The sequence below is a fragment of the Arthrobacter ginsengisoli genome (assembly GCF_031456935.1).
Classification (GTDB): domain Bacteria; phylum Actinomycetota; class Actinomycetes; order Actinomycetales; family Micrococcaceae; genus Arthrobacter; species Arthrobacter ginsengisoli.
The window spans coordinates 307,149-330,721 of the sequence record NZ_JAVDVQ010000001.1; the positions used below are offsets into that span (position 1 = coordinate 307,149).

Consider the following 23,573-nt stretch of genomic DNA (forward strand, 5'->3'; position numbering starts at 1 on the left):
TGTTTCGGCCAGGGGCTACGATGACTGATCAACTGTTCGGCATCTCCGCGCCGGTTTTTACTGTCGGCGGACGGGCTGCAGCCAGCATGGGCCGCGATTGCGTCGGTCTGCAAATTGACCAGGGCATTGACGGACTGAAGACGCTTCGCGCCCAACTGGTCGCCGTCGGCGCGGGAGCCACCGGCCCGCCCGCCCCAATGATGTACCTCGACGGCCGGACCGTGGACTTCGGCTCGGCGCTGCAGGTCGCCATCGGGCCCGCCCAAGCCCAACGTGTTGCCTTCGAAGGGGTCGTTTCGGCCCTCGAAGCAGTGTTCAGCGATGGCCAGCCCCCGTACGTCGTCCTCAGCGCGGAGGATGCCTTGATGCGGATGCGGATGACCAGGCGGATGCGCACTTACCGCGATGTCACGGACGCGCAGATCGCCACATCGCTGGCCGAGGAGCACGGCCTGCAGGTCGACGTGGACCTGGACGGTCCGCGCTACGACGTCGTGCAGCAGTTCAACCAAAGCGACCTTGCCTTCCTGCGCGACCGGGCCCGGCGGCTGCAGGCCGAACTCTGGTGCACGGGAAGCACCCTGCATATGAGCGCCAGGGCCCGGCGGGACGGCACGGAACTGACCCTCGTCCAGGGCAACCAACTCTTGTCCGTACGGCTGAGTGCCGATCTGGCCCATCAACGCAGCGAAGTCGTCGTGACCGGCTACGACGCCGGACGGGCCGAAGGCATTGAGGAACGTGCCGGTGCAGAGGTGGTGGACGCCGAAATCTCCGGTGGCCGGACCGGTGCGCGGATCCTCCAGCAGGCCCTCGGGGCCGCTGCCTCCTTCCGGGTCCGCGATGTCGCCCTGACCGGCCAGGAAGCCGGCGCCTGGGCCCGCGCGGAAATGCTCCGGCGGGCCCGGGCATTCGTTACCGTGGCCGGGAGCACCCGCGGCTCACCGGATATGGTCGTCGGTTCCCGGCTGACGCTCTCGTGTGTCGGCGGACCATTCGAGGGCAGCGGCTACTACGTCACCCATGTCCGGCACACCTTCGATCTCGCCCACGGCCTCCGTACGGACTTCGAGGCAGAACGCGCCACTGTGAATGAGGCGGCCTGATGCACCTGCCCAGCTACAGCGACGGCGGCGCCCCCGGCTACTTCGGCGTCTATCCGGCCATAGTCACCGACATCGTCGACTCGGACAACCTGGGCCGCGTCGAGGTCCGGTTCCCTTGGCTCGGTCAAAGTGGTGACCAGGACGTGCGCGCCTTCGCGACGCTGTGCAGCCCATATGCCGACAAGGACCAGGGCCTGCAGATTCTGCCCGAGGTGGACAGCCAAGTGGTCGTTGCCTTCGAGGCCGGCGACCTACGGCGCCCTTACGTGCTCGGCTCCGCCTGGCATGGCGCGGCCCGGCTGCCACACCAGCCGGAGCGGTCCAACAATATCCGCCAGCTGCGCAGCCGGGCGGACAGCCGGCTGGAATTCAACGACGGCGCCGGCGCTGAAAAGGTCAGCATCACCATGCGCTCCGGCCACGAGATCATCATGGATTCCGGTCGGCAGGAGATCACCATCCGGCACGCCGGCGGCAGCGTGATCCGGTTCAATGCCGCCGGGGGAATCGAGATTCAAGCCAACGTTTCCGTCGACGTGACGTCCCCCATGGTCAAGGTGACCTCGCCGATGTCGACATTTACCGGGGTCGTCAAGTGCACGACTCTCATCGCCGAGGCCTCGGTCATCTCCCCCGCCTACACGCCCGGCGTCGGGAACCTCTGGTGAGCGGGCAAGCGGCCTTCCAGTTGCGCGCCCCCTGGTACGTCAGGGAGCGCGACCAGCTGAGCATGTCCGATCCGGCAGCTTTCCAGCCGTCCCTCCAGATGTACTCGGATCCGGACTTCGTCGAGGACCTGCTCATTGACCCAGGCGTCTCGCTCAAGTTCGGTCAGAAGGACGTCTGGAGCTACCCGGTGCCCGCCAAACCGGGTGATAGCGCCCAGGGGCGCAATCGACTGGCCACCAGCAGGCTGGTGCGCACGAAACTGCGCAAGTTGTACCAGCCCGCCCACAATCGCTTCTATCTGGTCGTCGTCGAGGTTTTCTGCGACCGGCCCGGGCTGCCCCGTGCGGGCGGCCACGACGATCTGGAAGTCAGCTTTGTACTACGGCGCCGCAGCGTGAGCGTCGCCGGCCGACGGCCGCTGTTGCGCACCCTTGCCCGGAACCTGATTATCGAGAAAGCGGAAGCGGAAGGGCTGAAACCGGAGGCGCTGGTCGGTGACTGCGATGTGGCCGACTTCCTGTGGGCCGATGATTCCGCGCGTAACGATTTCATTGCGCGGAACACTCATCTATTCGGCGCCATCGACTTCAAGATCCAGGTCGAGAAGTGGCTGCAAAGCAAAGCCGGGACCAGGTGGGCGGACGACGAGGACGCGGCCCGGGATCCCCGTCCCGACGAAACGGAACAGGAATTTCCCATGTGGCGGATACCGCCGCGTGAAGGTGACTGTGCCGCCGTGGCCTCCCGGTCGTTGTGGTTCGGCGTCGTACCCACTTTTTCCTCGGACCATTGGACTCGGACAATTCCCAGCGGGTCCCGGAAGGAGGCCACGGTGACCGAACCAAAACTTGACGACCATGGCCTGTACCAGCTTGCCTGCTGCGTCCGGCAGAAACCCGTGGGCGGTCGGGAGCATTGTCCGCGTCCGGAATTCTGGAGCGCTCCGTCGGAAACCTTCCGGCTGGCATCCATGATGGACCCGGAGGGCACAGAAAACCGCACAACGACGGTAGTTCTCCCGGATTTTCGCCGCCTGGCCGCGAGCCTTGGCGGTCCGGCCCGGCCAGGCGGCCTGCGCGTTGTCACGCCGCCGAGGTCGCAACTCGTCTTTAGTCCGTTCGACGGTCCGCCAAAGCCCGGAAAGGGGAGCATCGGTGCTGGCGGCGGCGTCTGCACCTTCGCCATCGAACTGCTGTTCATTGTTGCATTCTTCCTGTTCTCGTTGTTTCTCCCCATCGTCGTGCTGGCCTTTCAGCTGTGGTGGATGCTTGCCCTGCGGTTCTGCTTCCCGCCGGCCATTGCCTTTGACGCGTTGAAGACATTTCTGGAGACCAAACCGATTACCCATGCCGATTTCACTCCGGCCTTGGCTGCGACACTAAACGCCAGTCTGGGCACTGATCTCAGCGGCCTCGATAAGGCTGAGGCCAGCGAGGGCTGGAACAAGAAGCTGCCCCCGGACGTCGCGAAGGATAGAGCGTTCACAGAGGCGCTAGTCGACGCGGCCCGGCCGGCAGCAGAGCCGGCGCCGGACAAACCGGTCTATGAATCCTCACCGCCGGATCCCTTGTGCGAAATCGATGCGGCCGACCTCCGGCTGCTTAACCGAGGACAAAACGTTCCTGCGCCGGGCCTGCCGGTGCGGCTCCGATGAGCCCGACCCATGCCGGCCCAATTCCGGCAACCACCGCGGAGAAGTCGGTCCCGCAGCACCCCGCCCCGGCGGGATCGAGAGCACGCGCCCCCACGCCGAGTCCACCGCCGCTGGCCCTTCGGCTGGCAACTCAACTAGGTACGGGCGGACGGAGCCCCACGGAATTCGGTCCGGCCCAAAAATCGATGCTCCAGGTCAGCACGCCGGAAGAGCCTGCCGAACGGCAGGCAACGGCTGTGGCTGCGCGCGTGGCGGGCGGGTCCTTGTCGCCGGAGCTCCCGGAAGGCTTCGACGGCAAGACAACAGCGGCAAGGGCACCCGGAGGGACGGCATCTCCGGGAGAGGGACCAGCGTCGCCGCTGCCTGAGTCATCGCCCTCTCCTGCGGCGCTGATCCGCGATCCGGGCCCGGGCGAGCCGCTTGACCCTGAAATCCTCGGCCGGGTCGAACAGGTCTTCCGGCTCCCCCTGGACGGCGTGCGGCTTCACCGCGGCCGCGAGGCTGGGGCCGCGGCCGCCCGGCTGAACGCGCGCGCCTTCACAGTGGGTTCCCATGTCTTTCTGGGAGCGGGCGAGTCCCCGGCGGATCTAGAGCTTATGGCCCATGAGGTCACCCACGTGATCCAGCAACGCAGTGTCGGCATCTACCGCGAGACGGCCATGCGGGACATCCGGTCGACCATTGTGGGGGCTGCTCCGGATGCGGTGCTTGCCGCGGTCCGCGCGCTTCCGGGCTACGGGCTGATGTCCGTCGTTCTCGGCCAGGATCTGCTCACCGGTTCCCCGTCGACGACCGAACCACAGGACTACGTTCAGCAACTCTTGACCCAAGGCCCCTTCGCCGCCGCGGTCGGACCGGTGCTCGGCACGCTGAACGTCCTGCAGGACATCGTCAGCCTGATTGTCGACGGTTTGCAGCGGCACAACCTCACCCTGCGGCGCATCTTCGCCGACCTGGAAACCGCCTGGGATGAAATCAGCCTCATCGAAGGCGTGGACTTCAACGTCGGCGTCATCGGCCGGCTGATCGAGCGCTTTTTCGCCGATGTCAGGGCCTTTGTCGGCTCGCTGGTGGACAGCGTGCTCGCCAAGGTCCGGACCGCCGTCGTCGGGCTCGCCGAGCCGTACCTGACGGCGGACCCGATCGGGCCGTACTGGCGACTTGCCGTCAAGGTTCTCCGCTACGATCCACTGCGCGGCGTTGACGTCTCAGCCCCGACAGTCGAGATCCTAGCCGATTTCCTGCATCTGATCGGCAAGGACGAGGCCCTTGCCCAGATGACCGAACGCGGCACCCTTCAGCAAACAGCTGAGTGGATCGACCAGCAGATCGGGCGCTTTCTTGAACTGAAGGGCCAGGCCGTGGCCCTCTTCACGGACGCATGGAACGCCATCTCGCCGCAAAACCTGGCGGAGTTGCCTGCCACGATCTCCGGACTGGCGGACCGCGCACTTGCTCTGCTCCGAAAAATCGGCGAATTCGCGGCGGACGTCGGTGCCGAGGTTCTGGCACTCATCAAAAAATCCCTGCTCGGCTGGCTCGGCCAGCACGCCGACGGAGTCCGGGGGTTCCGCCTGCTCACAGTCATCCTCGGCCGGAACCCCTTCACCGGGACGCCGGTGGAGCGCAGCGCCGAAAACATCATCAAAGGCTTCGTCACACTGCTGCCCAACGGCGAGCAAACGTACAAGGAACTCTCGGAGTCCGGCGTCATCGGGCAGGCGGCTGCCAACATCGAAGCAGCGATGGCCGAACTGGGCATCTCCTGGGAGCTGGTGACCAACACCTTCCGGGGCATCTGGGACCTGGTGACGCTTCAGAGCCTGCTCTCACCACTGGAGACCTTCGACAAAATTTTGGCTGCCTTCGGCGAACCCCTGGGACGGATCATCAGCTTCGTCGCAGTTGTGATCCGTGAAGTCATCTTGTTGATCTTGGCCCTGATGAATTTTCCTACGGAACTGCTGAACAACATCATTGCCAACGTTCTGGCCGCCATCGATGACATCCGGAGGGATCCGATCGGCTTCCTCAAGAATATTGTCTCGGCCCTCAAGGGTGGTTTCCTGGGATTCCTGGACAAAATTGGGACCTACCTGCTGCAGGGGCTGGCCGGCTGGTTGTTCCGTGGACTGCGTGGACTCGGCATCGAACCGCCGACCGCCATCACGCTGGAGTCCATCATCACCCTGGTCATCCAAGTCCTCGGCGTCACGATGGAAACGCTGTGGAAGAAGCTGGCCGAACGGATAGGCGAGGAGAAGGTGGCGAAGATCCGCGGCGCCGTCGACAAGCTTTCCGGCGCCTGGTCCTTCATCAAGGACGTACAAGAGCGCGGCATCACCGCGGTTTGGGAGTTCCTCGCCGGACAGCTGAGCAGCCTCTGGGACACTATCATCACGACCGCCCAGAACTGGATCATGGAGCAGGTGGTCAACCGGGTAGTCGCCAAGCTCATCTCCATGCTGGACCCAACCGGCATCATGGCCGTGATCAACGGCTGCATCGCCTTCTTCAATGCCGTCCAGTCCGCCATCGAGTACCTGCGCGATCTTTTGGAAATCCTGGACCAATATGTCTCGACCATTGCCGCGGTGGCCCGCGGCGACGTGGCACCGGGAGCCGCCATGGTCGAACGCGGACTCGCCAACGCAGTCCCCGTGGCTATCGGCTTCCTGGCCAACCAGGTGGGACTCGGCAATGTCCCCGAAAAGGTCAAGGAGATCATCGAAAGCCTGCGCGCGCTGGTGGACCGGGCCCTCGACTGGCTGTTTGACCAGGCCATCCGACTCGGACAAGCGGCGCTGAATGCGCTGGGTGTCGGGCAGGACAAGCCCGCCGCGGGAACCCCGGAACACGACGCCGCGGTCCAGGCCGGGCTTGCCGCGCTGCCTGCCATCCAGGGAGCCCAACTGGACGGTTCCGACATTACCTATGACCATGCCCAGGCCGTGGCCGCAGCGGTGAAAAAGGCCCATCCTGTTTTCAAGACATTTACCGTCGTCGACAGTGCGGACCGCTGGGACTACGACTACACCGCAAGTCCCGGTAAGACGATCCCCGGGGCGCACAAGGCGGACGAGGAGTGGCTCAAGGAAGCACTCAAGTTCCTCGGCGTAATCAAGCCCCACAAACAGCAAGAAGGGCCCGGCAACAGAAAGATCAAGTCCGGCGACGTTCCCTACTTCGTCCTGACCTCGGAGCATGTCGTTCCCCGGAGCTTCATGGATACAGCACTTAGCGCCATAGCCCCCGGCCCATCGGGAAGTAAATGGATCACGGAGAGTTTCTACGACCAGATGACAACAGTAATGATTTTCAACAAGGCTGCCGACAGAAAGAACGTCACCGAAAATCGAGGAGCTGAAAACCAGATCAGGGGGGACTTCAGTCACATTCGGCAGTTCAAATCATTCGCACGCCAGCACAGCGCGGATGAGACAATGGCGCGTTTCGAAGACCTCACGTCGGATGCAATCGAACGGACCATCAAGGCAGTAAAGGCGGATCACGAACAAAATAAGGACAAACGAAAGCTTGCCACGCCGGAACCAGAGCCCGGCCGGATCCGGGAAGCTGCTCACAAACAGCGCGGCGAGTTCGCCGCTTATGTCCTCCAACTGCCGCTGCCGTAATCGCCCTAGGAAATGAACGCCCCGGTGACGCACCGCCGTCGAAGATTTACCCATGGCGACAATCGTTGATCAATGGCTCGGTACCGGCTTCGGCTTCCCGCTGCGGCCGGAAACCCTGACGGGCAAGCTGCCCGCTGTCAGCGGCATGGAACTGGTCCGTCAGTCCATCGCCACCATCCTGGACACGGACCCCGGCGAGCGCATCATGCTGCCGGGTTTCGGCTGCGGTCTCCGCCGCTACATCATGGAACCCAACAGCCTCGCCACGCGGACAGCCATGCGCGAGGAGATCGCGGCGGCGCTTTCCACCTGGGAGCCCCGGATCCGGCTAACGAACGTTGCCGTGACGGCCGGTGAGGAACCCTCGTTGGTATGGATCGAAATCGCCTATCAGCGGCTGGGCGACCTGCGCCCGGACAATCTGGCCTATCCGTTCTATCTGAAGTAGCTGGCCCATGGCAATGATTTCTCCCATTCTGGACGACCGTAGCTACCAGCAGCTCCGGGATGAGCTGGTCCAGCGGATTGCCAGCTACACCCCCGAATGGACCAACCACAATGAGAGCGATCCGGGCGTTGCACTGCTGGAACTGTTCGCCTTCCTCGGTGAGTCCACGCTGTACCGGTTCAACCAGATACCGGAAAGCACGAAGGTCCATTTCCTGCGGCTGCTGGGGCTCGAGCCGCGGCCGGCCACGTGTGCCCGGACACTCGTCACCGCTTCCACCGACCGTCCGGACGGCGTCACCATACCGCGTCATTCCCAGGCCAGCGCCGGAAAGATCGTCTTTGAGACCCAGTCAGATTTGCAGGCCTGGCCGCTTGATGTCGTGGCCGTCGGGAAGGAACTGGCGTCAAAGGAAGCGGCTTCGAAGGCTGAACGGGAGCGCCGGCAGGACGCGCTTGCCCGCCTGGGGCTGGACGCCGACGCGGCATCGTTTTACACCTCCCGTGTGCTCAGCGTCGAGTCTGCGGCGAGCGCCGTTCCCCTTGACCCGGCGGCGACCGCGGACCGGGCCGTATGGATCGGGGTACTCCGCAAGCCCAGAACCAGTCTGACGGCGCTCGCCAACCGGAGCGTATTCATCGGGATCGCGTTCGACGAGAAGATCGATACGCCCTTCGCCTTGCAGGACATCGACGCCGGACACGCCGAGGCTTTCCGCTCGCGCGCGCTGGCCGCCGATCCGCCGCCCATGCTCTGGAGTCTTTGGCTGCCGCCGCGTGTCCGGGAGTCCAAAGCGGCCTTCACGCCACTCATGGTTGGATCCGACACCACCCGGGGCCTGACGACGACCGGTGTCATCGAACTGCAGCTACCGGAAAAACTCATTGTCCCGACCCCGGCGGAATGGGCCGACGGCGGAGAAGACAGCCCGCCGCCGCTCAACGACGACGCCATGGCCGCAGATGTTGTCGCCTGGATCCGGGTGACCCGCCCCCGCACTGCCCGCCGGAACGACTCCATCGGCCGTATCCGCTGGCTTGGCCTCAACGCCGCCGAGGTGAGCCACAGCCGGACCGCCGCACCTGAATTTCTCGGTACCGGCACCGGCGATCCGGACCAGCACTTTCCCCTCAGCCACGGGCCCGTACTTCCGGGAACGGTGAAGCTGCAGGTGGAGGAACAAGCCGTGTGGCGGGACTGGACGGAGACGGACCGCGCAGAGGCGGGAACCCCCGACGACCGGCACTTCGTGCTCGACTACACTGAGGCCCTGGTGGAGTTCGGAGGCCCTCGTGTGCCACAAATCGGAGAGCGCATCCGGTTGCAGTCCTACGTCCATGGCGGCGGAACGGCCGGAAACGTCGCGGCCGGAGCCATCACCACTCTCGCCGGCGGTGGAGCAGCCAAAGTCACCAACCCGCTGCCCGCCACTGGCGGTGCGGACCCGGCCAGCCTCGCCGAAGCGCTTGACGCCGTTCCGATCAGCGTGCACCGGAGGGACCGTGCCGTCACAGCCGATGATTTCCGCGCTCTGGCGCTGGAAGTACCCGGGGTCGTCAGGGCAGAGCCTATCCCCTTGATGCAGCCCGACACTCCAGCCGTCGAGGCCGCGGGTGTCGTCAGTCTGGTGGTCTTTCCGGCCTCGGATACGTCCACACCGGCGGCACCGATGCCAGACCTTGGGTTGCTCAGGCGGGTGGCGGCCTATCTGAATCCGCGTCGTCTTCTGACCACGGAGCTTTACGTCATTCCCCCGACTTACCGGAAAGTTGCCATCTCCGTGGGGCTTGCGGTCAAACCCGGCTTCCAGGTGGACGCCGTCAGGCGCTGGGTGGAGCTGATTGTGCGGCAGTACCTTGCACCGGTTCCTCCCTATGGTCCAGAAGGCCACGGATGGGCGATGGGACGCGCGGTGCGCGCTGCCGAGCTGGAGGCCGTCGCGGTGCAGGTTGAAGGCGTTGAATATCTCGCCGGCTTCCGCTTTGCCGCCGTCGATGACACCGGATCCGCCTTCCCGGTAGACCTGTTGGAGCTGGAAAAGTGGGAAGTCCCGGAAATCGTCTCCCTGACTGTGGTTGCCGGCGAGCCGCTTCCTCCCGGCGACACCTACGAACCCGATCCCCCGGAAAGGTTCCCGGTTCCGCTGCCGCCGGAAGTGTGCTGACTGTCCTCTAGGGACACACGGCGACGGCGCGGTGACGGCGCCACAGGCACCATCGACTCATGCGGCAGATCAGAATTCCAACCTCGGACGGGATGTCCCGCCCATGATGCGCACCAGGCCTGTGAAGATCCTGGCCGACGCTGATCAATGGGCGCGCTGCGCCCACCAGGGCACGGCACTGTTGCCTGGCGGCGGTGTCGGCCTGGCGTGGACCGACCTTCGGTCAGCACCTCCGATCGGGGACGGAAGCTCCGCCAGCGGCACAGCAGTTGGGCTGGCATTTGACCGCTGGGGCCGCCTGTACCGCACCGACACGACCAGCAATCGGGTGAGCGTCGGGAAGGTGGGGCCCGCCGGCGCCGGAACCGGCACCGGCGGGCCATCCTCCCCGGACATCAAGTACACGCGTCCCACCGCCCTAGTTGTCGACGGGGATCAGGTGCTTTATATTCTGGACCCGGGCGCTTCACGTGTGCATCTGATCGATCTCGTTTCAGGGACGGCGCTGCAATCAGTTTCCCCCGGACCAGGTACCCCGGCCGGGGCCACCCTGGGCAAGGTGGGGGTCTTGGTGCTGCTGCACGGGCCGGACCGGCTGGTGGTTCTGGACGCCAGGTGCGGCCCCGTCCGCCATCAGGAGCTTGTCCCCGGCTGCGCCCGGGAAGCCCGTCCGGTCCGGGTGGCAGGAGGGTACATCCTGTGGCGGCGGCCGGACGGGCGCGGGTACATCGCCCGCCATGATCGACCGGCGGGCGATGGCGCGGAGTTGGAGGTCGATGGTGCCACTGACATCGTTGCCTGGACCGACAACTCGGGCCGCCCCGGCCTTTTGGTCGCCCGGGGACCGGGCCGGCCGTTCCTGCGTTTTCTGGAGCACGACGGCGGCTGGCTTGAGATGGAGCCGCTGGAGGCCCCCGGCTTCGACGGCGGCGCCATTGCGGCCTCGCCCTCGGGGCGGATTGCCTACAGCTCCGCCGCGGCCACACAATGGACGGCTGGCAGCGCGGCGCGGTTTGTCCGCGAAGGCCGGGTTCTGAGCTATCGGCTCGATTCGGGCGCCTACGGGACCCGCTGGGGTCGGCTCTTCCTCGATGCCATCATCCCCGCCCAGACCGGCGTTGCCCTCCGGTTCCTCACCACCGACGACGACGAATTGGCGGGCCCGCTGGACGCTGCACCGGCCAGCAACACAGCCCGCGGCGTGTCGGCCGACGCCGTCGTACCGCGCCCAGACCTGACCCCGCCATTCCCGCCACGGGATTTGTTGGACGCAGCCGCCGCGGCTGTCCCGCTGCACCGGCGCCGCAACGGTTCCGAACAGCCCTGGCACCAGCGGTCCGCTGACGATCCAATGGAGACCTTCGAACAGCCGGTTACGGCACCCGGTGGGAGGTACCTGTGGATCGAGGCGACCCTCACTGGCACCGGCAGGGTGGCTCCTACAATTGAGTCCATCAGGGTAGAAGTTCCCGGGCACGATCTGCTGGCTGCCCTCCCGCGCCAGTTCTCCCGCGAACCCGCCCAGGCAGACTTCCTGCAGCGGCTGCTGGCACCGGCCGAGGGTCTGCTGCACGAGCTCGACGAAAGGGCAGCCAACAGGCATGTGCTCGTGGACCCGGCCGCGGTCCCCCAGGAGGCACTGGCCTGGCTGGCAGGTTTCACCGGCCTCGCTTTGGACCGCCGGTGGCCTGAAGCAGCACGCCGGCAGCTCATCGCGGAAACGTTCAAGCTGTACCGGTACCGCGGGACGCTGGCCGTCGTGGCCCGGATCCTGGAGCTCTATCTCGGTAACCGGCCCAGCATCGTCGAGAACTGGCAAACTCGTGGTCTCGGCGGAAGAGTGCTCGGGCTGGATCCGTCCGGCCCGGAGTCCCCCGGCGTGGGAGCCCTCGGCCGGAGCACCGGCGCCCTTGGCCGGTTCTCGGTGGGCGGCCGGCGCGGCAGCCAGTCCAGTTTTGCTGCTGCGGCACACCGCTTCACCGTCATTGTTCCCGGCACCCTGAGCACAGAACAGCGTGCGGTGGCGGCACTCATTCTGGACAGCCAGCGGCCCGCCCACACGCTCTACACCCTGTGCGAGACCCACGAGGGAATGCGAGTGGGCGGCTTCCGGGTTGGCCTGACGTCCTATCCTGCACAGCACCCGGTACTAGGTCCGGCGACCGTCAGCCACATCCGCCTCGGTGACGATGCCGTCATCGGCTACGGCTCCATCACCGTCCCCGCGCCCGAGGCGTCGTCCGCCGCCGGTGCTGCGGCCGGAGGTGGCGGTTGAGATGACGCTGCTGACTATTGGCCGGCTGACCGCCACCGCGCGAGTGTCCGCCGCAGACGCCGACCGGCTGGCAGGGCGCCTGGACCGGCTTGTCGCCGGCGCCACCTCAGTCAGGCTGGAAGCGGCCGTAGACGCACTCGACTTGCCGCCCGGCGACTGGTGCCTGCGCCGGCTGGATCTCAAGCTGACGTTGGATCCGGATCGGCCCGATTCCGCCCTGGAGAGCGACTGGGCCGCCGCCGTGGCATTCGCTGCGGCGGCCGCCGTCGGCTCCGGTGATGCCGTCCACTACCGCGGACCCGCCGACGCGCTGACGGACCTGCTGTCCTCGCTTGCCCGGGGCAACTCCGACCGGTCGTGGGCCTGGCGGCAACTTGGCCTCGTCGGTCCGGACTCCGAGGCAGGGCGAGCGGGCACGGCAGCCGCGGCTGCCCTCACTGCCCGGCCGGAATGCCTCGTCGAGGTGGTTGCCACGGCGGTCCGGCTGGTCGGGGCAGCCGCCGTGCACCGGCTCCTGGGTACGCGAGGATGGCAGGAACTGGGCTCCGCCGTCCTCCGCCGGTTCGATGCCAGCGGGAGCGGCGCGCTCGCCGGCTGGATATTCGACCCCGGCACCGGCCTGATGACCCACAGTGGAGCGGACCCGCACTCAGCCGCCGGCCTCACCGGCAAAACCGCGGCAGCGCCTGGGACCACGAAGCCAGCAAGAAGCTCCGACTCAACCTCCATCGGCGCCACGTCATCAACGGAAGCCGCGCGGCGGCACGCGGCGACGGTCATCAGCGGGTCATCCCTCGCGCGGTCATTCCTGGACTCCGGAGTCCGCCCAGGTCCCGCGGCGGCAGCGTGGGCAGTCCTGTGCGTTGCCGAGCAGTCGCCGTCGACATTTTCCTCCGCCGCGCTGCTGCCGGCGCTGTCGGCCGCGGCGCTCGCGCTGTCCGAACCAGCCACTGGCCGCCTCACGGGGCTGGCCGCCGGACCCTCTGCGGCCCGGCGGGCCGACGTCGACCGGCCGACTCAGCCCCCTGCCGCAGGGAACGAAGGAATCCACCCGGAACGGAGCAGCAGCCCCCAGACCGGCAACGGACCAGCTTCCGGGACAGCCCTGCGCACTGAGTGGGGCGGACTCTTCTTCCTGATTACCACCGCCAGCACGGCCGGCATCCCCGCGCCCCTTTGTGACGAGCCGCTGCTCACCGGGCGGCGGTTCGGCTGGATACTGAGAGGGATTCTGGTGAGATCGTGCGGAGTTCCTGGCACTGATTCCGCCGTGCAAACGCTCTGCGGCGCTGAACCGCACGACGACCCGGCCAGCCCCGCCGAGGCAGGGCTGCTGTCCGCGTATGCCCGACGCCTGAACGCTGCCACAGCCGCCGCCATGGGATCGCCCAACCTCGACACTGCTGGTGCACGGCAGCTGGTGCAGGAGATCGCCTGGCGTCGGGCAGACATTGCCGCCGAATCCGGATGGATTGAGGTCACCTTTCCAATGGGGGCCGTGGACACCGCCGTCCGGCGCGCCGGGTTGGACCTCGATCCCGGCTGGGTTCCATGGCTCGGACGCGTTGTGAGGTACCACTATGAATAGCACGCGGGACTCCGGACGGGACACCGCAGCGGATGGCGGGCTTTCGGCCCGCGCCGGACGCACAGCCCTGGCGCTGGCGGGCATGCTCGACGACATCTCAGTCGAAGCTGGCGAGAGCACGCGGCCGGGCCAGTTCTTCCGCGTCTGGGCCGAATACACCTGCGCCGCACCGGAGGCTGCTGGAAAGCCACAGCCTGTGCCGGCGCTGGAGCGGCTGGCCGGCGCCTTCGCCCTCACGGACTTGGAAGTCGAACTGGTCCTCCTCGCGGGTCTCCCCCACGAGCACGAGGGCCTGGCCAGGACGTTCCGAAACCTGAGTGCCTACGATTCACCCTGGCCCACAGCAGGGATGGCCGCCCTCGCCGCCGCCGGCGGCGACCGGGACCTCATCCGGCGTGTCCTGAGCAGCGGCAATGCTGCCTTGTCAGGAATCCTGACCTGTCAGGGCGACGACGCCTTTTTCGAGCGCCCGGTCAGACTCGGTGAGTCGCTGTGGGAGGCCCTCCACGGCACTGACGCGTGGCCCGGCGCTATCGAACGAGTGCCACTCCCCGACACAGCCGGCATTCTCGCCGGACTGTCAGGCTGGCTGGAGCTGCCCGTCGTCCGCCGTTGCGTCATGGCCCTGACGCACCCGGCGCCGAGGTCTCTGGTCGTCCAGGAAAGGGACACCGAGGCAGCGCTCTGGCGTGCGTGTGCGCTGGCCGGCCGCGCAGGGGTGCGCGTTGTTGCCGCACGCTGCGACCCCTCCGATCCGGCCGTGCTTCGGCTGATACTGGCCCATTGCGCTCTGCGGGGAGCCGTGCCGATCCTGCTGCCCGCGCAGAATTTGGCGAACGTCGCGCAGGCTCACTCGCAATTCGATCTCACGCTGGCCGGTTACTCCGGTCCGGTCATACTATGCCCGGCGGGCAATGGGCTGGTGGCCGATCCCCGGCGGCCCATCCTCCCCGTGCCGTCCACCGGAGTGGCGAAGGCGGACCGCCGCCGCGCGTGGAGCGCGGCTCTCCCCCATTTGGCTGCCGACGCGGCCCAGCTTGCCGCCCGTCATCCGGTCGACCCGTCCCTGGCCGCGCAAATCGGCGTGGACGCACGGGACCAAGCGATATTGGACGGTGCCGACGTCGAGTCCGGTGCCGTGCCCCATTTGATCCGGGCCCGGTCCGGCGTCACGCTGCCGGCGGGAATCCGGCTCACGGAACCCAATGTGCCGTGGACCCGTCTGGTGGTCCCTGCCGAGGCTGCCTGGCAGTTGCGGGACGCGGTTGCCCGGCTGGAGTTGCAGTCCATGGTCCTGGACGACTGGGGAATGCGGGACAGCGCACGCGCGGCCCGTGGCACCCGTCTGCTGTTCACCGGCCCGCCGGGCACCGGCAAGACCTTGGCCGCGGAGGCGATGGCCACGGCTGCCGGCACTGATTTGCTCCTTGTCGATGTCTCCCAGGTGGTCTCCAAATGGATCGGCGAAACCGAGAAAAACCTGGCGGCAGCTTTCGATGTCGCCGAACGGACGCAGGCCGTCCTGCTGCTGGACGAGGCGGACGCGCTGTTCGCGAAACGGACCGACGTTTCGGATGCCCACGACCGGCACGCGAACCTCGAAACGTCCTACCTGCTGCAGCGGCTGGACCAGTTCGATGGACTCGTCATCCTGGCAACCAATCTGCGGCACAACATCGATGCCGCCTTTGTTCGCCGGATGGACTTCGTCGTGGACTTTCCGCTCCCGGACTTGCGCGGCAGAGAGGACCTCTGGAGCATCCACCTGCCAGCCGGGCACCTTGCGCCCGACGTCGATATCGATGCCTTGGCACGGCTCTACCCCGTCCCTGGTGGATGGATCCGCAACGCCGCGATTGGCGCGTCGTTTGTGGCGGCAGGCCGCGGCTCGTCAGTTCAGCAGCAGCACGTGCTCGATGCCGTCCGACGCGAGTATTCCAAGGCAGCCCTTCCGTTCCCGGGATCACCTCCGAGGAGAGACCATGACCATCATGAATGAACCGTCCGCCAGGAAGCACGGGCCGGACCTTCCGTCGGACGACGACAATCAAGGGAACATTCCCGCCGATCCTTTTACCGCCCTCAACGCGGCCTACGGAATGCTGCTCACCGACAAGGACTTCCAGGTCATGGGCGGCAATCCCCGGGGCAAAATGATGCTGCACAACGCCCACCTACACGGAATGGGCGTCATGCGGGGATTCCGGATGCGCCGGGCCCCGGGCCGGAAGTTGCAAGTCGATCCTGGACTGGCCGTTGACGGGCGCGGCCACGAGCTTCTGCTGAAAACCAGCCATTGCCTGGATCTTGAGGACCTGCTGGACGCTGACAACGGAAGCAGCGCGACCGGTGATACACGGACCGTTCACGCCGGTGTTTACGCCTGCTTTGAGGCCTGCATGACGGATCCTGTTCCGACTCTCGTGGACCCTTGCGATGTGACCCGACGTCATGATGAGTACTCCAGGATTCTGGAGACTTGCCGCCTTGAGCTCAGGCCCGGTCCGTGCCCCGCCTCAACACTGCAGTTCCCACGCGTCCGGATGCTGCTGGGATTGCTCCCCCTTACCGAAGGTGACCCCGCGGTCGCGGAGGCAACCAAGGACGCGCGTCACGCCCGGCGGGAGGTTACCGCTGCGGAGCCGGCAAATCGGGCCAGGGCTCTGCGCGACCAGTTCCGTAGAATGGCCACGCTCGACACCCTGGGCCCTCCCGATGACTGCGGGACCGGTGCTGACGGCACGACAGGGCAGCCCTGCGGAGAGTGCCTGGACCACTTCGGGCTCTTCCCCATTTCCGACGACGACGCAGTCGTTTTGGCCGGCATAGAGATCGAGGTCCGGGACAGCGGGGGCCAAACGGAGATTCTCAGGCTGCAGATCTCGTACGATCACCGGAACACTCTTCTGCCGTCGTCGGTCATCCAGGAGCTGACCTGCGGGGAAGCCCCGGCGCTTTTGCACCTGCCCGGTTCGGCGATCGGCGAAGCACCACAGGTCATCGGCGACAAGGTAGCTGCCGGCCCGGACGGGCGGACCCTCACCATCCCTGTGACGAAACCCCTGCATCGCAGATCCGTGCAGCGGCGCGCGGTCCTGGTCAGCACCCTGGGTGAGCGCGGGTGGGTGGAAGAGGACACGGCCAACGTCATATACGACGACGCGGAAGGCCCGGCCATCATTGCGGAACTTGTCCGGTCCCTCCCCGACGACGCCATCATCCGCCTTGTCATCAAAGGAACAGGGCCTACGCCCGTCTACGGCTCCGACCCTGCGGTGCCGTTGGCCGGCGTCTCCGGCCGCCGCACCGGCCCGTCGCACGAAGGCCTCGATGCCGTCCTGACTTTTCCAAATATTGATCAGCTTCGACTGAAGGAGGCGGCGTCATGAACGCCAAGATGGCCGCAAGTAGTGTCCCCGCCAGGAAGGACGCGGAAGCCATGCCCCACAGCACCGTGAGGGCAGCAGCCAGGGGCCTCCATGCCGCGGACGGGCTGTTCCTGCGCGCCGCACACCTTGAAGCCATCCAGGAGTACGCCCGGTCCCTCGCGCTGTCCGCGGGAATGGCGGCGGGGACCGGCGTCGTCTGGGGTTTTCCGCTCCGGCTGTTGCCGGACTCCCTGGAAGTAGGGCCGGGCCTGGCCATCCATCCCCAAGGCTTCGCGTTACAGTCCATCGAGGCGGCAACTCTTGACCTGGAGCAGTTGAACAACGATGGCACTTCCTACTGGATACTCGAGGCCGAACCCGGGGCGCAGCTCTACGAAGGCAGTGAACCCAGCTACGGCAATATCTGCCAGGATTCCTGCCCCGGCGCCACCATCCAGCCCTGGCAGCAGGACACAGTACTTTTCCGCCTGCGTGCGGAGACTTTCCCGGGTTTGGACGACCTTGACACGGATTCGGCCCGGAGCCGGCTCGCCTCCCACTATTTCGAACGCGAACGCAGGCTGTTGGAGCCATGGCTGACCCCCCGGGACAGCACCGGAAGGGTATCGCCGCTGCTGACCCGGTCATGGGCACAGGGGTTACCGGCCAAACCGGACGCCAAAGGCGTCCCACTGGCGCTGCTAGTGAAGGTGGGCAATGAGTGGGTTCTTGATGTCTGGGCCGCGCGGCGGGATATCGATGGCGCGGTGTCGTCCCGGGCGCTGCTTTCACGTCTGGGAATGCGGCCGTGGAACACCTTCATGGCCCAGATCCTCCAGTTCCAGGCACAATTGGCCGAGACCTCACTGGAGTCCAGCCACACCGACGAGGTCTCCATCAAGCGGGCGGTCGAGGTAATCGGCGAAACCATCCGGCGGCTCGGCGAAGAACGGGCAGAGCATCTGCTCTCGGGGTATCTTGCAGGGCTCAGGGAGGGCCCGGCCTCGACACTGGACGAAGCAGGTTTCACGGAACTGCCGCCCGCCGGATTCATCGCGGACCCGGGCCAGGAAGGACGGTCACTGCAGTCCCTAACCGCCTTCTTCGGCGGCAAGGTCGGACTGAGACTGATCCGTTCGAGCGCCGACGCCGCGCTGTCAGCAGTGGCTGAGGCCCAGCATCTGGACCGGATTCCGTTGAACCCCCGAACAGAAAATCAGGCGCTGATCGACGTCTACATCCCCTCGGTCGAGGCAGATCTGGACGCGGTCAGGACAGAAACATACGGCTGGCTCGCCTTTGTACGCCGCCGCCGGACCGCGACCGAAGCCCCGGAGCGTGGCGACGGCGACTCCCCCGAAGATTCCGGACAGAAGGTGGGCGTCTGCTTCGTAAAGTCCCAAACCTGGTTTGAGGGCGATCTTGAAGCAACAGCCACGAGGCTGGCGAAGGAATGGTCGCATATCTGGACCGAAAGGGCTGCCTTCTCCTACCACGAGCGGTCCGACGCACTAATCGGCCTAGGGCCTGACGAGGCCACCGAGAAGGTCATGTCCGTACTCAAAGGCACAACACCTATTGCCGTCATTGGTCTCACGGCGGATCCGAATGACGTCGACGTGATGAAGGCGCGGGCTGCCTCACTCCTGCCGGACCTTCCTGCCATTGCCAAACTGTCAGCTGCTGCCGAGGATCCAGTCCTGGCCATTCTGATCAAAGGCGCCACGCCGTGACGGACCAAGGAGCACCGAAAATATCCGGCGAGTCTGGTGATTGGCCAGGCGTCGGTGTCTGCATCATTCGCGTGCAGCCCTTTCGCGAGCACACCGTAGTCACCGTCACCATCCAATCCCGGCTGGACCGCCACCTCCGCTCCGATGCAGTCCCCCGCGTGCAAACCTGCCTACGGATAGAAGACGCGCTGCAGACGGTGGATGAATTCCTGCGCCAGTACCCTTGGGGCCACTCCGATCAAGGGGAGCGGCCGGCCACTACCCCGGACGCCGGCCCCGGTAACGCCTCAGTGACGCTGCAACATTTAGTGTCATACACCTGGGAGCACTTGGGCCGGGGAGGGCGGAAATGAGTTCGCACAGCGTAGGGTCTGCCGGCCGCGGGGCTACCATCCGACTCTTCGCCGGACCTTATGTCGAACTCGACGGCCAGAGGTTGGAAATTCCGGAAGGCAGCAAGCGGCTCATCGCCTTCGTAGCCCTCCAGCACGGCAGGGTCGAACGACGGCACATCGCTGGAACCCTTTGGCCGTTCTGTGATGAGTGCCGCGCGCAGGGCAACCTCCGTTCGGCGCTCTGGAGACTGAAGAAGGCGGGAATCGACCTCTTCACCACCGACAAATGGGCGGTGACGTTGTACGAAGGCATCCGCGTCGACGTCCAGGAGGTCAGCGCATGGGCTGACCGGCTGCTCCTGGATGACCCCGGGCCCGACGATTTCAAGTTCATCAGGCACGGCGTCGAGGCGCTGAATCTGCTGCCCGGCTGGTACGACGACTGGATCATTCTGGAGCGCGAGAGACTGCGCCAAAGAGTGCTCCACGCCCTGGAGGCGCTCAGCCACAGACTGGTCCATCTGGGGGCACTGGCCGATGCCGTGGAAGCGGCGCTCTATGCCGTGGATATTGAACCTCTGCGTGAAAGCGCCCAGCGGGCCCTCATTGAGGTCCACCTTGCCGAAGGCAATTGGGTGGAGGCCCATCGAGTCTTCACGGCCTACCGGAAATTGACCCGCAGCGAACTGGGAGTCGAACCCACAAGTGCTCTGGCAGAGCTGATTTATCCGAAAGTGGCCAGCGGGCGGGGGGATCACCGACCCTCCCACGTATACGTGGCACGCCAGCCCGATCCACAGGTCGCCATCTGAACAAACGGACGTCAATGCCAGGAAGCACGTTGGAGGACAATTTCATTGGAACTCGGATGTGATACGGCCAAGGATCTTCTAGACGTGCAGAGGCAGCCCCTTTGCGGCGGCTCTAATGGACCATGGCATACCCATCTCGCTCGACCGGCCTCCATGAAGAGATCGTCGGGCACCCCATAGACAACACTGATTTCGTGCTAAGTCTGAAACCGGAGCTGTCCTACCACCTGTCCGAAATGCGGATCGCCTACACCAACGTCGAGAAGGCAACGGAGGAGAATCAGCCTTCGCAGCCGCATGCAGAGCAGTTCTGCTGGCATCTGAACCAGACGGCGCACTGTCTCGATCAAAAGCACAAAAGCAACTTGAAGGAAGACGGCAGCAGAGCCCTGGGCAGCACTGGTCAAGACTGAGTACCGGACGCCAAAGTGTGATCACCGAGATCTCCCGGGCCTTGTACTTGAAGAGAGCTATAGCCACGAGAAGGACTAAGACAAAGCCCACTGGTACATGATTTAAGTCATCGCGGAACTTGCGGGGAGCATTCAACGAGGCGCAAAGTCGACCCATGCAGCACTCCGATGCGTTCAAGAGAGAGCTGAACTCCAACGACGTGCTCCCAGACTTCAACGTCCTCGAGCGTCCAGGGTGCCCAGCCCAGACAGGGCCAAGGCTCAACGTCCACCTTCCATCGGTTACCTGCGATCCCGTGAAGTTCGAGGAGCGGACGGAGCGGCAAGGTGGGGTCCTTGAGTGTCAGCAGCCTCGTGATATTTCCGTCGCACTCTGCAATCTCCAGCCAGAACTCGATGGTTCCGCGGCCATGGTCCGTGGACAAGAGTCGCGGGACGTCGATTCGGCCAGCAACCAGATCGTGCGCTGCTACCTCGTCACCCGCGTGAATCGTCAGCGCGATCCGGTCGCGGCCAGGGAACGTGGCCCACGCGCGGATCATCTCGACCAAGGAATACGACGTTGGGAAGGTGCGCAGCGCTCCAGATGCGAGCAGAGTCGAGACGGCCCTGCTTCGGTTGTCCTCAAGCGCGAAATTCAGCGCCTCCCGCAGGACGAACGGTGTCAAACGGACGTCTCGCCAGAGACGCCCCGGCTTCACCGATGTTCGGAGTTCGCGGGGCGCTGACGGCGCGATCGGTCGCAACTCCCGGCCGAGTTGCGAGTCAGGGTCGACACGGGCGCGCGCGACGAGAACAAGCGGCCCCGATGTGGGGGGAAGACGCCACAGGAGCTGCTTTCCCGGAACTTTCTTGAGGAGTTCACCGCTGAGGCCGGCTCGATGAAGAAAGGCGTTCGAACGATCGCTAAGTCGCGGGACAGCCCCGGAGCCGCCGCCGCTGAGAATCACGCATGTCGACGGTGGGATCGCGGCCGGCAGCTCGGACGTCGTAATGCCGAGACGTTCGTCTGGAGACGCGCCGACGGCGTGGCCGATCCCGAGCAGGCGTGGCTGCCTTGGCTGCGGTTTGATGCTCGTGATGAACTCGGGAAGGTCTTCGTGCGACATCTCTAGGACCCAAATGCCGAAGTTGTGCCGCAGGAAATCGACGTCCACCCTGCCTTTAGAGCACACCGCGAAATGTGGGTAAGTCCCCGGTCCGTAGAATTCGATGATCTGGCTAAAAAGGTCCAAGAAGTAGGTCTCGCTCAGTCCGCTGCCCAAGAACAGGAACGAACGGCTTCGGAACACTTCCGCAAAGGCCCGACGAAATCCCTCAGAGCGAAGTGCAACGCGGCGGTAGTCGGCATGTCCGACGACGATCTGACGCCGCAAGTCGCCGTGAGGTCCATGCTCTTCCGTCATGCCTATGGCGTTTCGTCGTACCCACTCCCGGTAGCTCAAAACAGACCCTTCCGGGGTGTGTAACAGGGCCTGTCCACCGAGATACCCTTGCAGTGCCCAGAGGAGCCTCGGTGCCGGGTGGCTGAGTGCGGACAGGACGCGGTGGCAGTCGATGGAGGACCGTCCCGCGATCTGGACAATCGGCGCCCGGCGCTCCGCGTCGGGCGACTTAAGTGCCCAGCGCTCGGCCAACGCCACTTGGTGCACGGCCGCGGCGTACAGATCGTCGTAGTTAGTGCTGACCACCAGAGGCCAGTACAACGAGGCCAGGGCGCGAGTCTGCGGAGGGGGCTCAGCCGGGCCGTTCTCCAGTAGAGCCTTGCGGATGCTTTCCACTACTATCTCGCTACTGCCCAGTCGGAGCCGGTCCAGTGCCTGCGCGGCCCGGCGGATGTAGTCAAGCTCGGTCGAGTGAGCCCTTGGACCATCCTCCGCGGCGGCAACAATGCCCGCCGACGCCTCCAAAGCCTGGATCATCCCAAGCCAGTCACGGCACACCCGTCGGCTCATCCCGGCACCTAAGAACGGGACCAGCCGCCCGCGCCCGTAGGCCGAGCGAACTTCCGGCAGGATCTCCATCACGCACCTCAATTATTAGAGTTATGCGGGACAGGCGCGGAGCGCGTTCCTGTCGAGCAAACTGTCTGACCCACTGGGAGATGTCGTGCGGTCCTCGGTTCGGATTTCGACCGTCGGTCAGGGAACCCAGCCGAATGCTGCGGACACGCCTGCCAGGACCCAAGCCGCAAGGACCGAACCGTAGATAATCTGAACTGCTATTCCGTGATTGATGACTGAGATAGGGTCCTTGGGACTTTTAATTAGTTTTAGCCGTTTGGCCAGGGGCACCAGTCGCACGTGGACTTGGATATTCCCTTTCCTAATCGCACGCGGCTTTGGCCGTCCACGAAAAACCCCAGTATCGATGCCGAGCTCAAACTCCGCACGTCGTGCACGGCTTATCAACTCGTTATACAACTCATCGTTCCGGCGATCGTAAATCCAAATTCCCAGCGTGATGAAAAATCCAAATCCGGCTGCTGCGACACGGACAGGTGTGTTCGCATCGGCAAGGGCTCCAGCCGGTGACACGATGGCGAATAGGGCGAGCGCGGAAATCGTCGGCAGGAGAGCCAACAGCTTAAAGCGGACTTCAGTAAGCATTCGCCAGCTTGCGGAGGCTTCGGTTAATGTCATGCGAAGCACTTCACGCGATACGGAGGAGTCAGCTGAAATCGGGACAGGCGAAATGATAGGTAAAATAGAAACACCATACATCCGGCCATGACGCTCAACAGGCAACGAATCTTCCAGTGGGGGCGTCGTGGCGCGGACCATGTTGCAGCCTTTCTCGTCGACGGCTGCCACCCTGGATTCTGCCGGGGACTGCGCGACCGCGACTTCCGCTTTTCAATACTCGTCACCAAGGCTATGGCGGCACGCGTTATTGCGTCGTTACCGCGAAGGATTCAGAGCGGGCTCCCGATGCACCATCCATCGAGTTCTGTCCCCATTTGTCATCCGCCTGTGTCTTCCAGTTCACCGGGCGTTCCTGTGGCCTTGCGGTGGAAACTCCGGCGGTGCAGGCATGTGCCCCAGACGGCCTCATAGACAGCCCGGAGCTGGGCGACGGTGAACTCCTCGCCGCCAAAGGCTGCCCGCAGCATCGAGTATTCGAGCTTTGACCTCGCCCGCTCCAAGGCGTCGGCGGCCCAATTCGCCATCCAGGACACGGCCCACCGGGTACCGGGCGGCCGGGCGCTCGTCGCCTGCCTACTCACCCCAGCGTGCGCCCGCAATTCAGTAAACCTGGGAATGCCCGCGACGGTCGTCACGGCTGACGTGATCACCATGCCGGTTCAACCCGGACGCGCGGCACCCGTCGAGCGGCTGCACGCGGGAGGGATCGCGGTGTCCGGGTCGTCACT

16 protein-coding genes are annotated in these 23,573 nt (G+C 65.2%); 13 read left to right on the forward strand and 3 right to left on the reverse strand.

Annotation, left to right across the window (positions count from 1 at the left end):
• Positions 1-20: 20 nt before the first annotated feature.
• The 13 genes from J2X01_RS01445 (at position 21) to J2X01_RS01505 (ending at position 20,200) form a co-directional block, all read left to right on the forward strand.
• The gene (locus J2X01_RS01445) at positions 21-1,106 is read left to right on the forward strand and encodes a phage late control D family protein (protein WP_310049882.1); all 1,086 of its coding nucleotides are present in this window, start codon (positions 21-23) and stop codon (positions 1,104-1,106) included.
• Complete coding sequence (locus J2X01_RS01450) at positions 1,106-1,774, forward strand: phage baseplate assembly protein V (RefSeq protein ID WP_310049883.1); 669 nt, start codon at positions 1,106-1,108, stop codon at positions 1,772-1,774. The genes J2X01_RS01445 and J2X01_RS01450 overlap by 1 nt, the downstream gene beginning before the upstream one ends.
• Before the next feature lie 62 nt (positions 1,775-1,836).
• Positions 1,837-3,429 carry a hypothetical protein gene (locus J2X01_RS01455; RefSeq protein WP_310049885.1) on the forward strand — a complete coding sequence of 531 codons (1,593 nt, stop codon included), beginning with the start codon at positions 1,837-1,839 and terminating at the stop codon, positions 3,427-3,429.
• Between the two features lie 236 nt (positions 3,430-3,665).
• Complete coding sequence (locus J2X01_RS01460) at positions 3,666-7,064, forward strand: eCIS core domain-containing protein (protein ID WP_310049887.1); 3,399 nt, start codon at positions 3,666-3,668, stop codon at positions 7,062-7,064.
• Between the two features lie 52 nt (positions 7,065-7,116).
• A complete protein-coding gene (locus J2X01_RS01465) occupies positions 7,117-7,512 on the forward strand; it encodes a GPW/gp25 family protein (RefSeq protein WP_310049889.1) in 396 nt (131 codons plus the stop codon).
• 7 nt (positions 7,513-7,519) lie between these two features.
• Positions 7,520-9,676 (forward strand): putative baseplate assembly protein, encoded by a 2,157-nt coding sequence (locus J2X01_RS01470; protein ID WP_310049890.1) that lies wholly within the window; start codon positions 7,520-7,522, stop codon positions 9,674-9,676.
• 103 nt (positions 9,677-9,779) lie between these two features.
• The gene (locus tag J2X01_RS01475) at positions 9,780-11,951 is read left to right on the forward strand and encodes a phage tail protein (protein ID WP_310049892.1); all 2,172 of its coding nucleotides are present in this window, start codon (positions 9,780-9,782) and stop codon (positions 11,949-11,951) included.
• 1 nt (position 11,952) lies between these two features.
• Positions 11,953-13,539 (forward strand): hypothetical protein, encoded by a 1,587-nt coding sequence (locus tag J2X01_RS01480; protein ID WP_310049893.1) that lies wholly within the window; start codon positions 11,953-11,955, stop codon positions 13,537-13,539.
• Positions 13,532-15,538 (forward strand): ATP-binding protein, encoded by a 2,007-nt coding sequence (locus J2X01_RS01485; protein ID WP_310049894.1) that lies wholly within the window; start codon positions 13,532-13,534, stop codon positions 15,536-15,538. Before J2X01_RS01480 ends, J2X01_RS01485 begins: the two co-directional genes overlap by 8 nt.
• A complete protein-coding gene (locus J2X01_RS01490; RefSeq protein ID WP_310049896.1) occupies positions 15,522-16,928 on the forward strand; it encodes a type 1 periplasmic-binding domain-containing protein in 1,407 nt (468 codons plus the stop codon). Before J2X01_RS01485 ends, J2X01_RS01490 begins: the two co-directional genes overlap by 17 nt.
• The gene (locus J2X01_RS01495) at positions 16,925-18,640 is read left to right on the forward strand and encodes a hypothetical protein (RefSeq protein WP_310049898.1); all 1,716 of its coding nucleotides are present in this window, start codon (positions 16,925-16,927) and stop codon (positions 18,638-18,640) included. The genes J2X01_RS01490 and J2X01_RS01495 overlap by 4 nt, the downstream gene beginning before the upstream one ends.
• A gap of 349 nt (positions 18,641-18,989) precedes the next feature.
• Positions 18,990-19,787: an AfsR/SARP family transcriptional regulator gene (locus J2X01_RS01500; protein ID WP_310049901.1), complete on the forward strand. Its 798-nt coding sequence runs from the start codon at positions 18,990-18,992 to the stop codon at positions 19,785-19,787.
• A gap of 122 nt (positions 19,788-19,909) precedes the next feature.
• Positions 19,910-20,200: a hypothetical protein gene (locus J2X01_RS01505; protein WP_310049904.1), complete on the forward strand. Its 291-nt coding sequence runs from the start codon at positions 19,910-19,912 to the stop codon at positions 20,198-20,200.
• Positions 20,201-20,307: 107 nt separating this feature from the next.
• Here J2X01_RS01505 and J2X01_RS01510 read toward each other — a convergent pair whose 3' ends face one another.
• The 3 genes from J2X01_RS01510 to J2X01_RS01520 all read right to left on the reverse strand — a co-directional run bounded on the left by J2X01_RS01510 (position 20,308) and on the right by J2X01_RS01520 (position 23,369).
• Positions 20,308-22,224, reverse strand: a complete 1,917-nt coding sequence (locus J2X01_RS01510) for an SIR2 family protein (protein WP_310050208.1) — start codon at positions 22,222-22,224, stop codon at positions 20,308-20,310.
• Between the two features lie 117 nt (positions 22,225-22,341).
• Positions 22,342-23,013, reverse strand: a complete 672-nt coding sequence (locus tag J2X01_RS01515) for a hypothetical protein (RefSeq protein WP_310049907.1) — start codon at positions 23,011-23,013, stop codon at positions 22,342-22,344.
• Between the two features lie 149 nt (positions 23,014-23,162).
• Positions 23,163-23,369, reverse strand: a complete 207-nt coding sequence (locus J2X01_RS01520) for an NrtR DNA-binding winged helix domain-containing protein (RefSeq protein WP_374724905.1) — start codon at positions 23,367-23,369, stop codon at positions 23,163-23,165.
• Between the last annotated feature and the right edge of the window lie 204 nt (positions 23,370-23,573).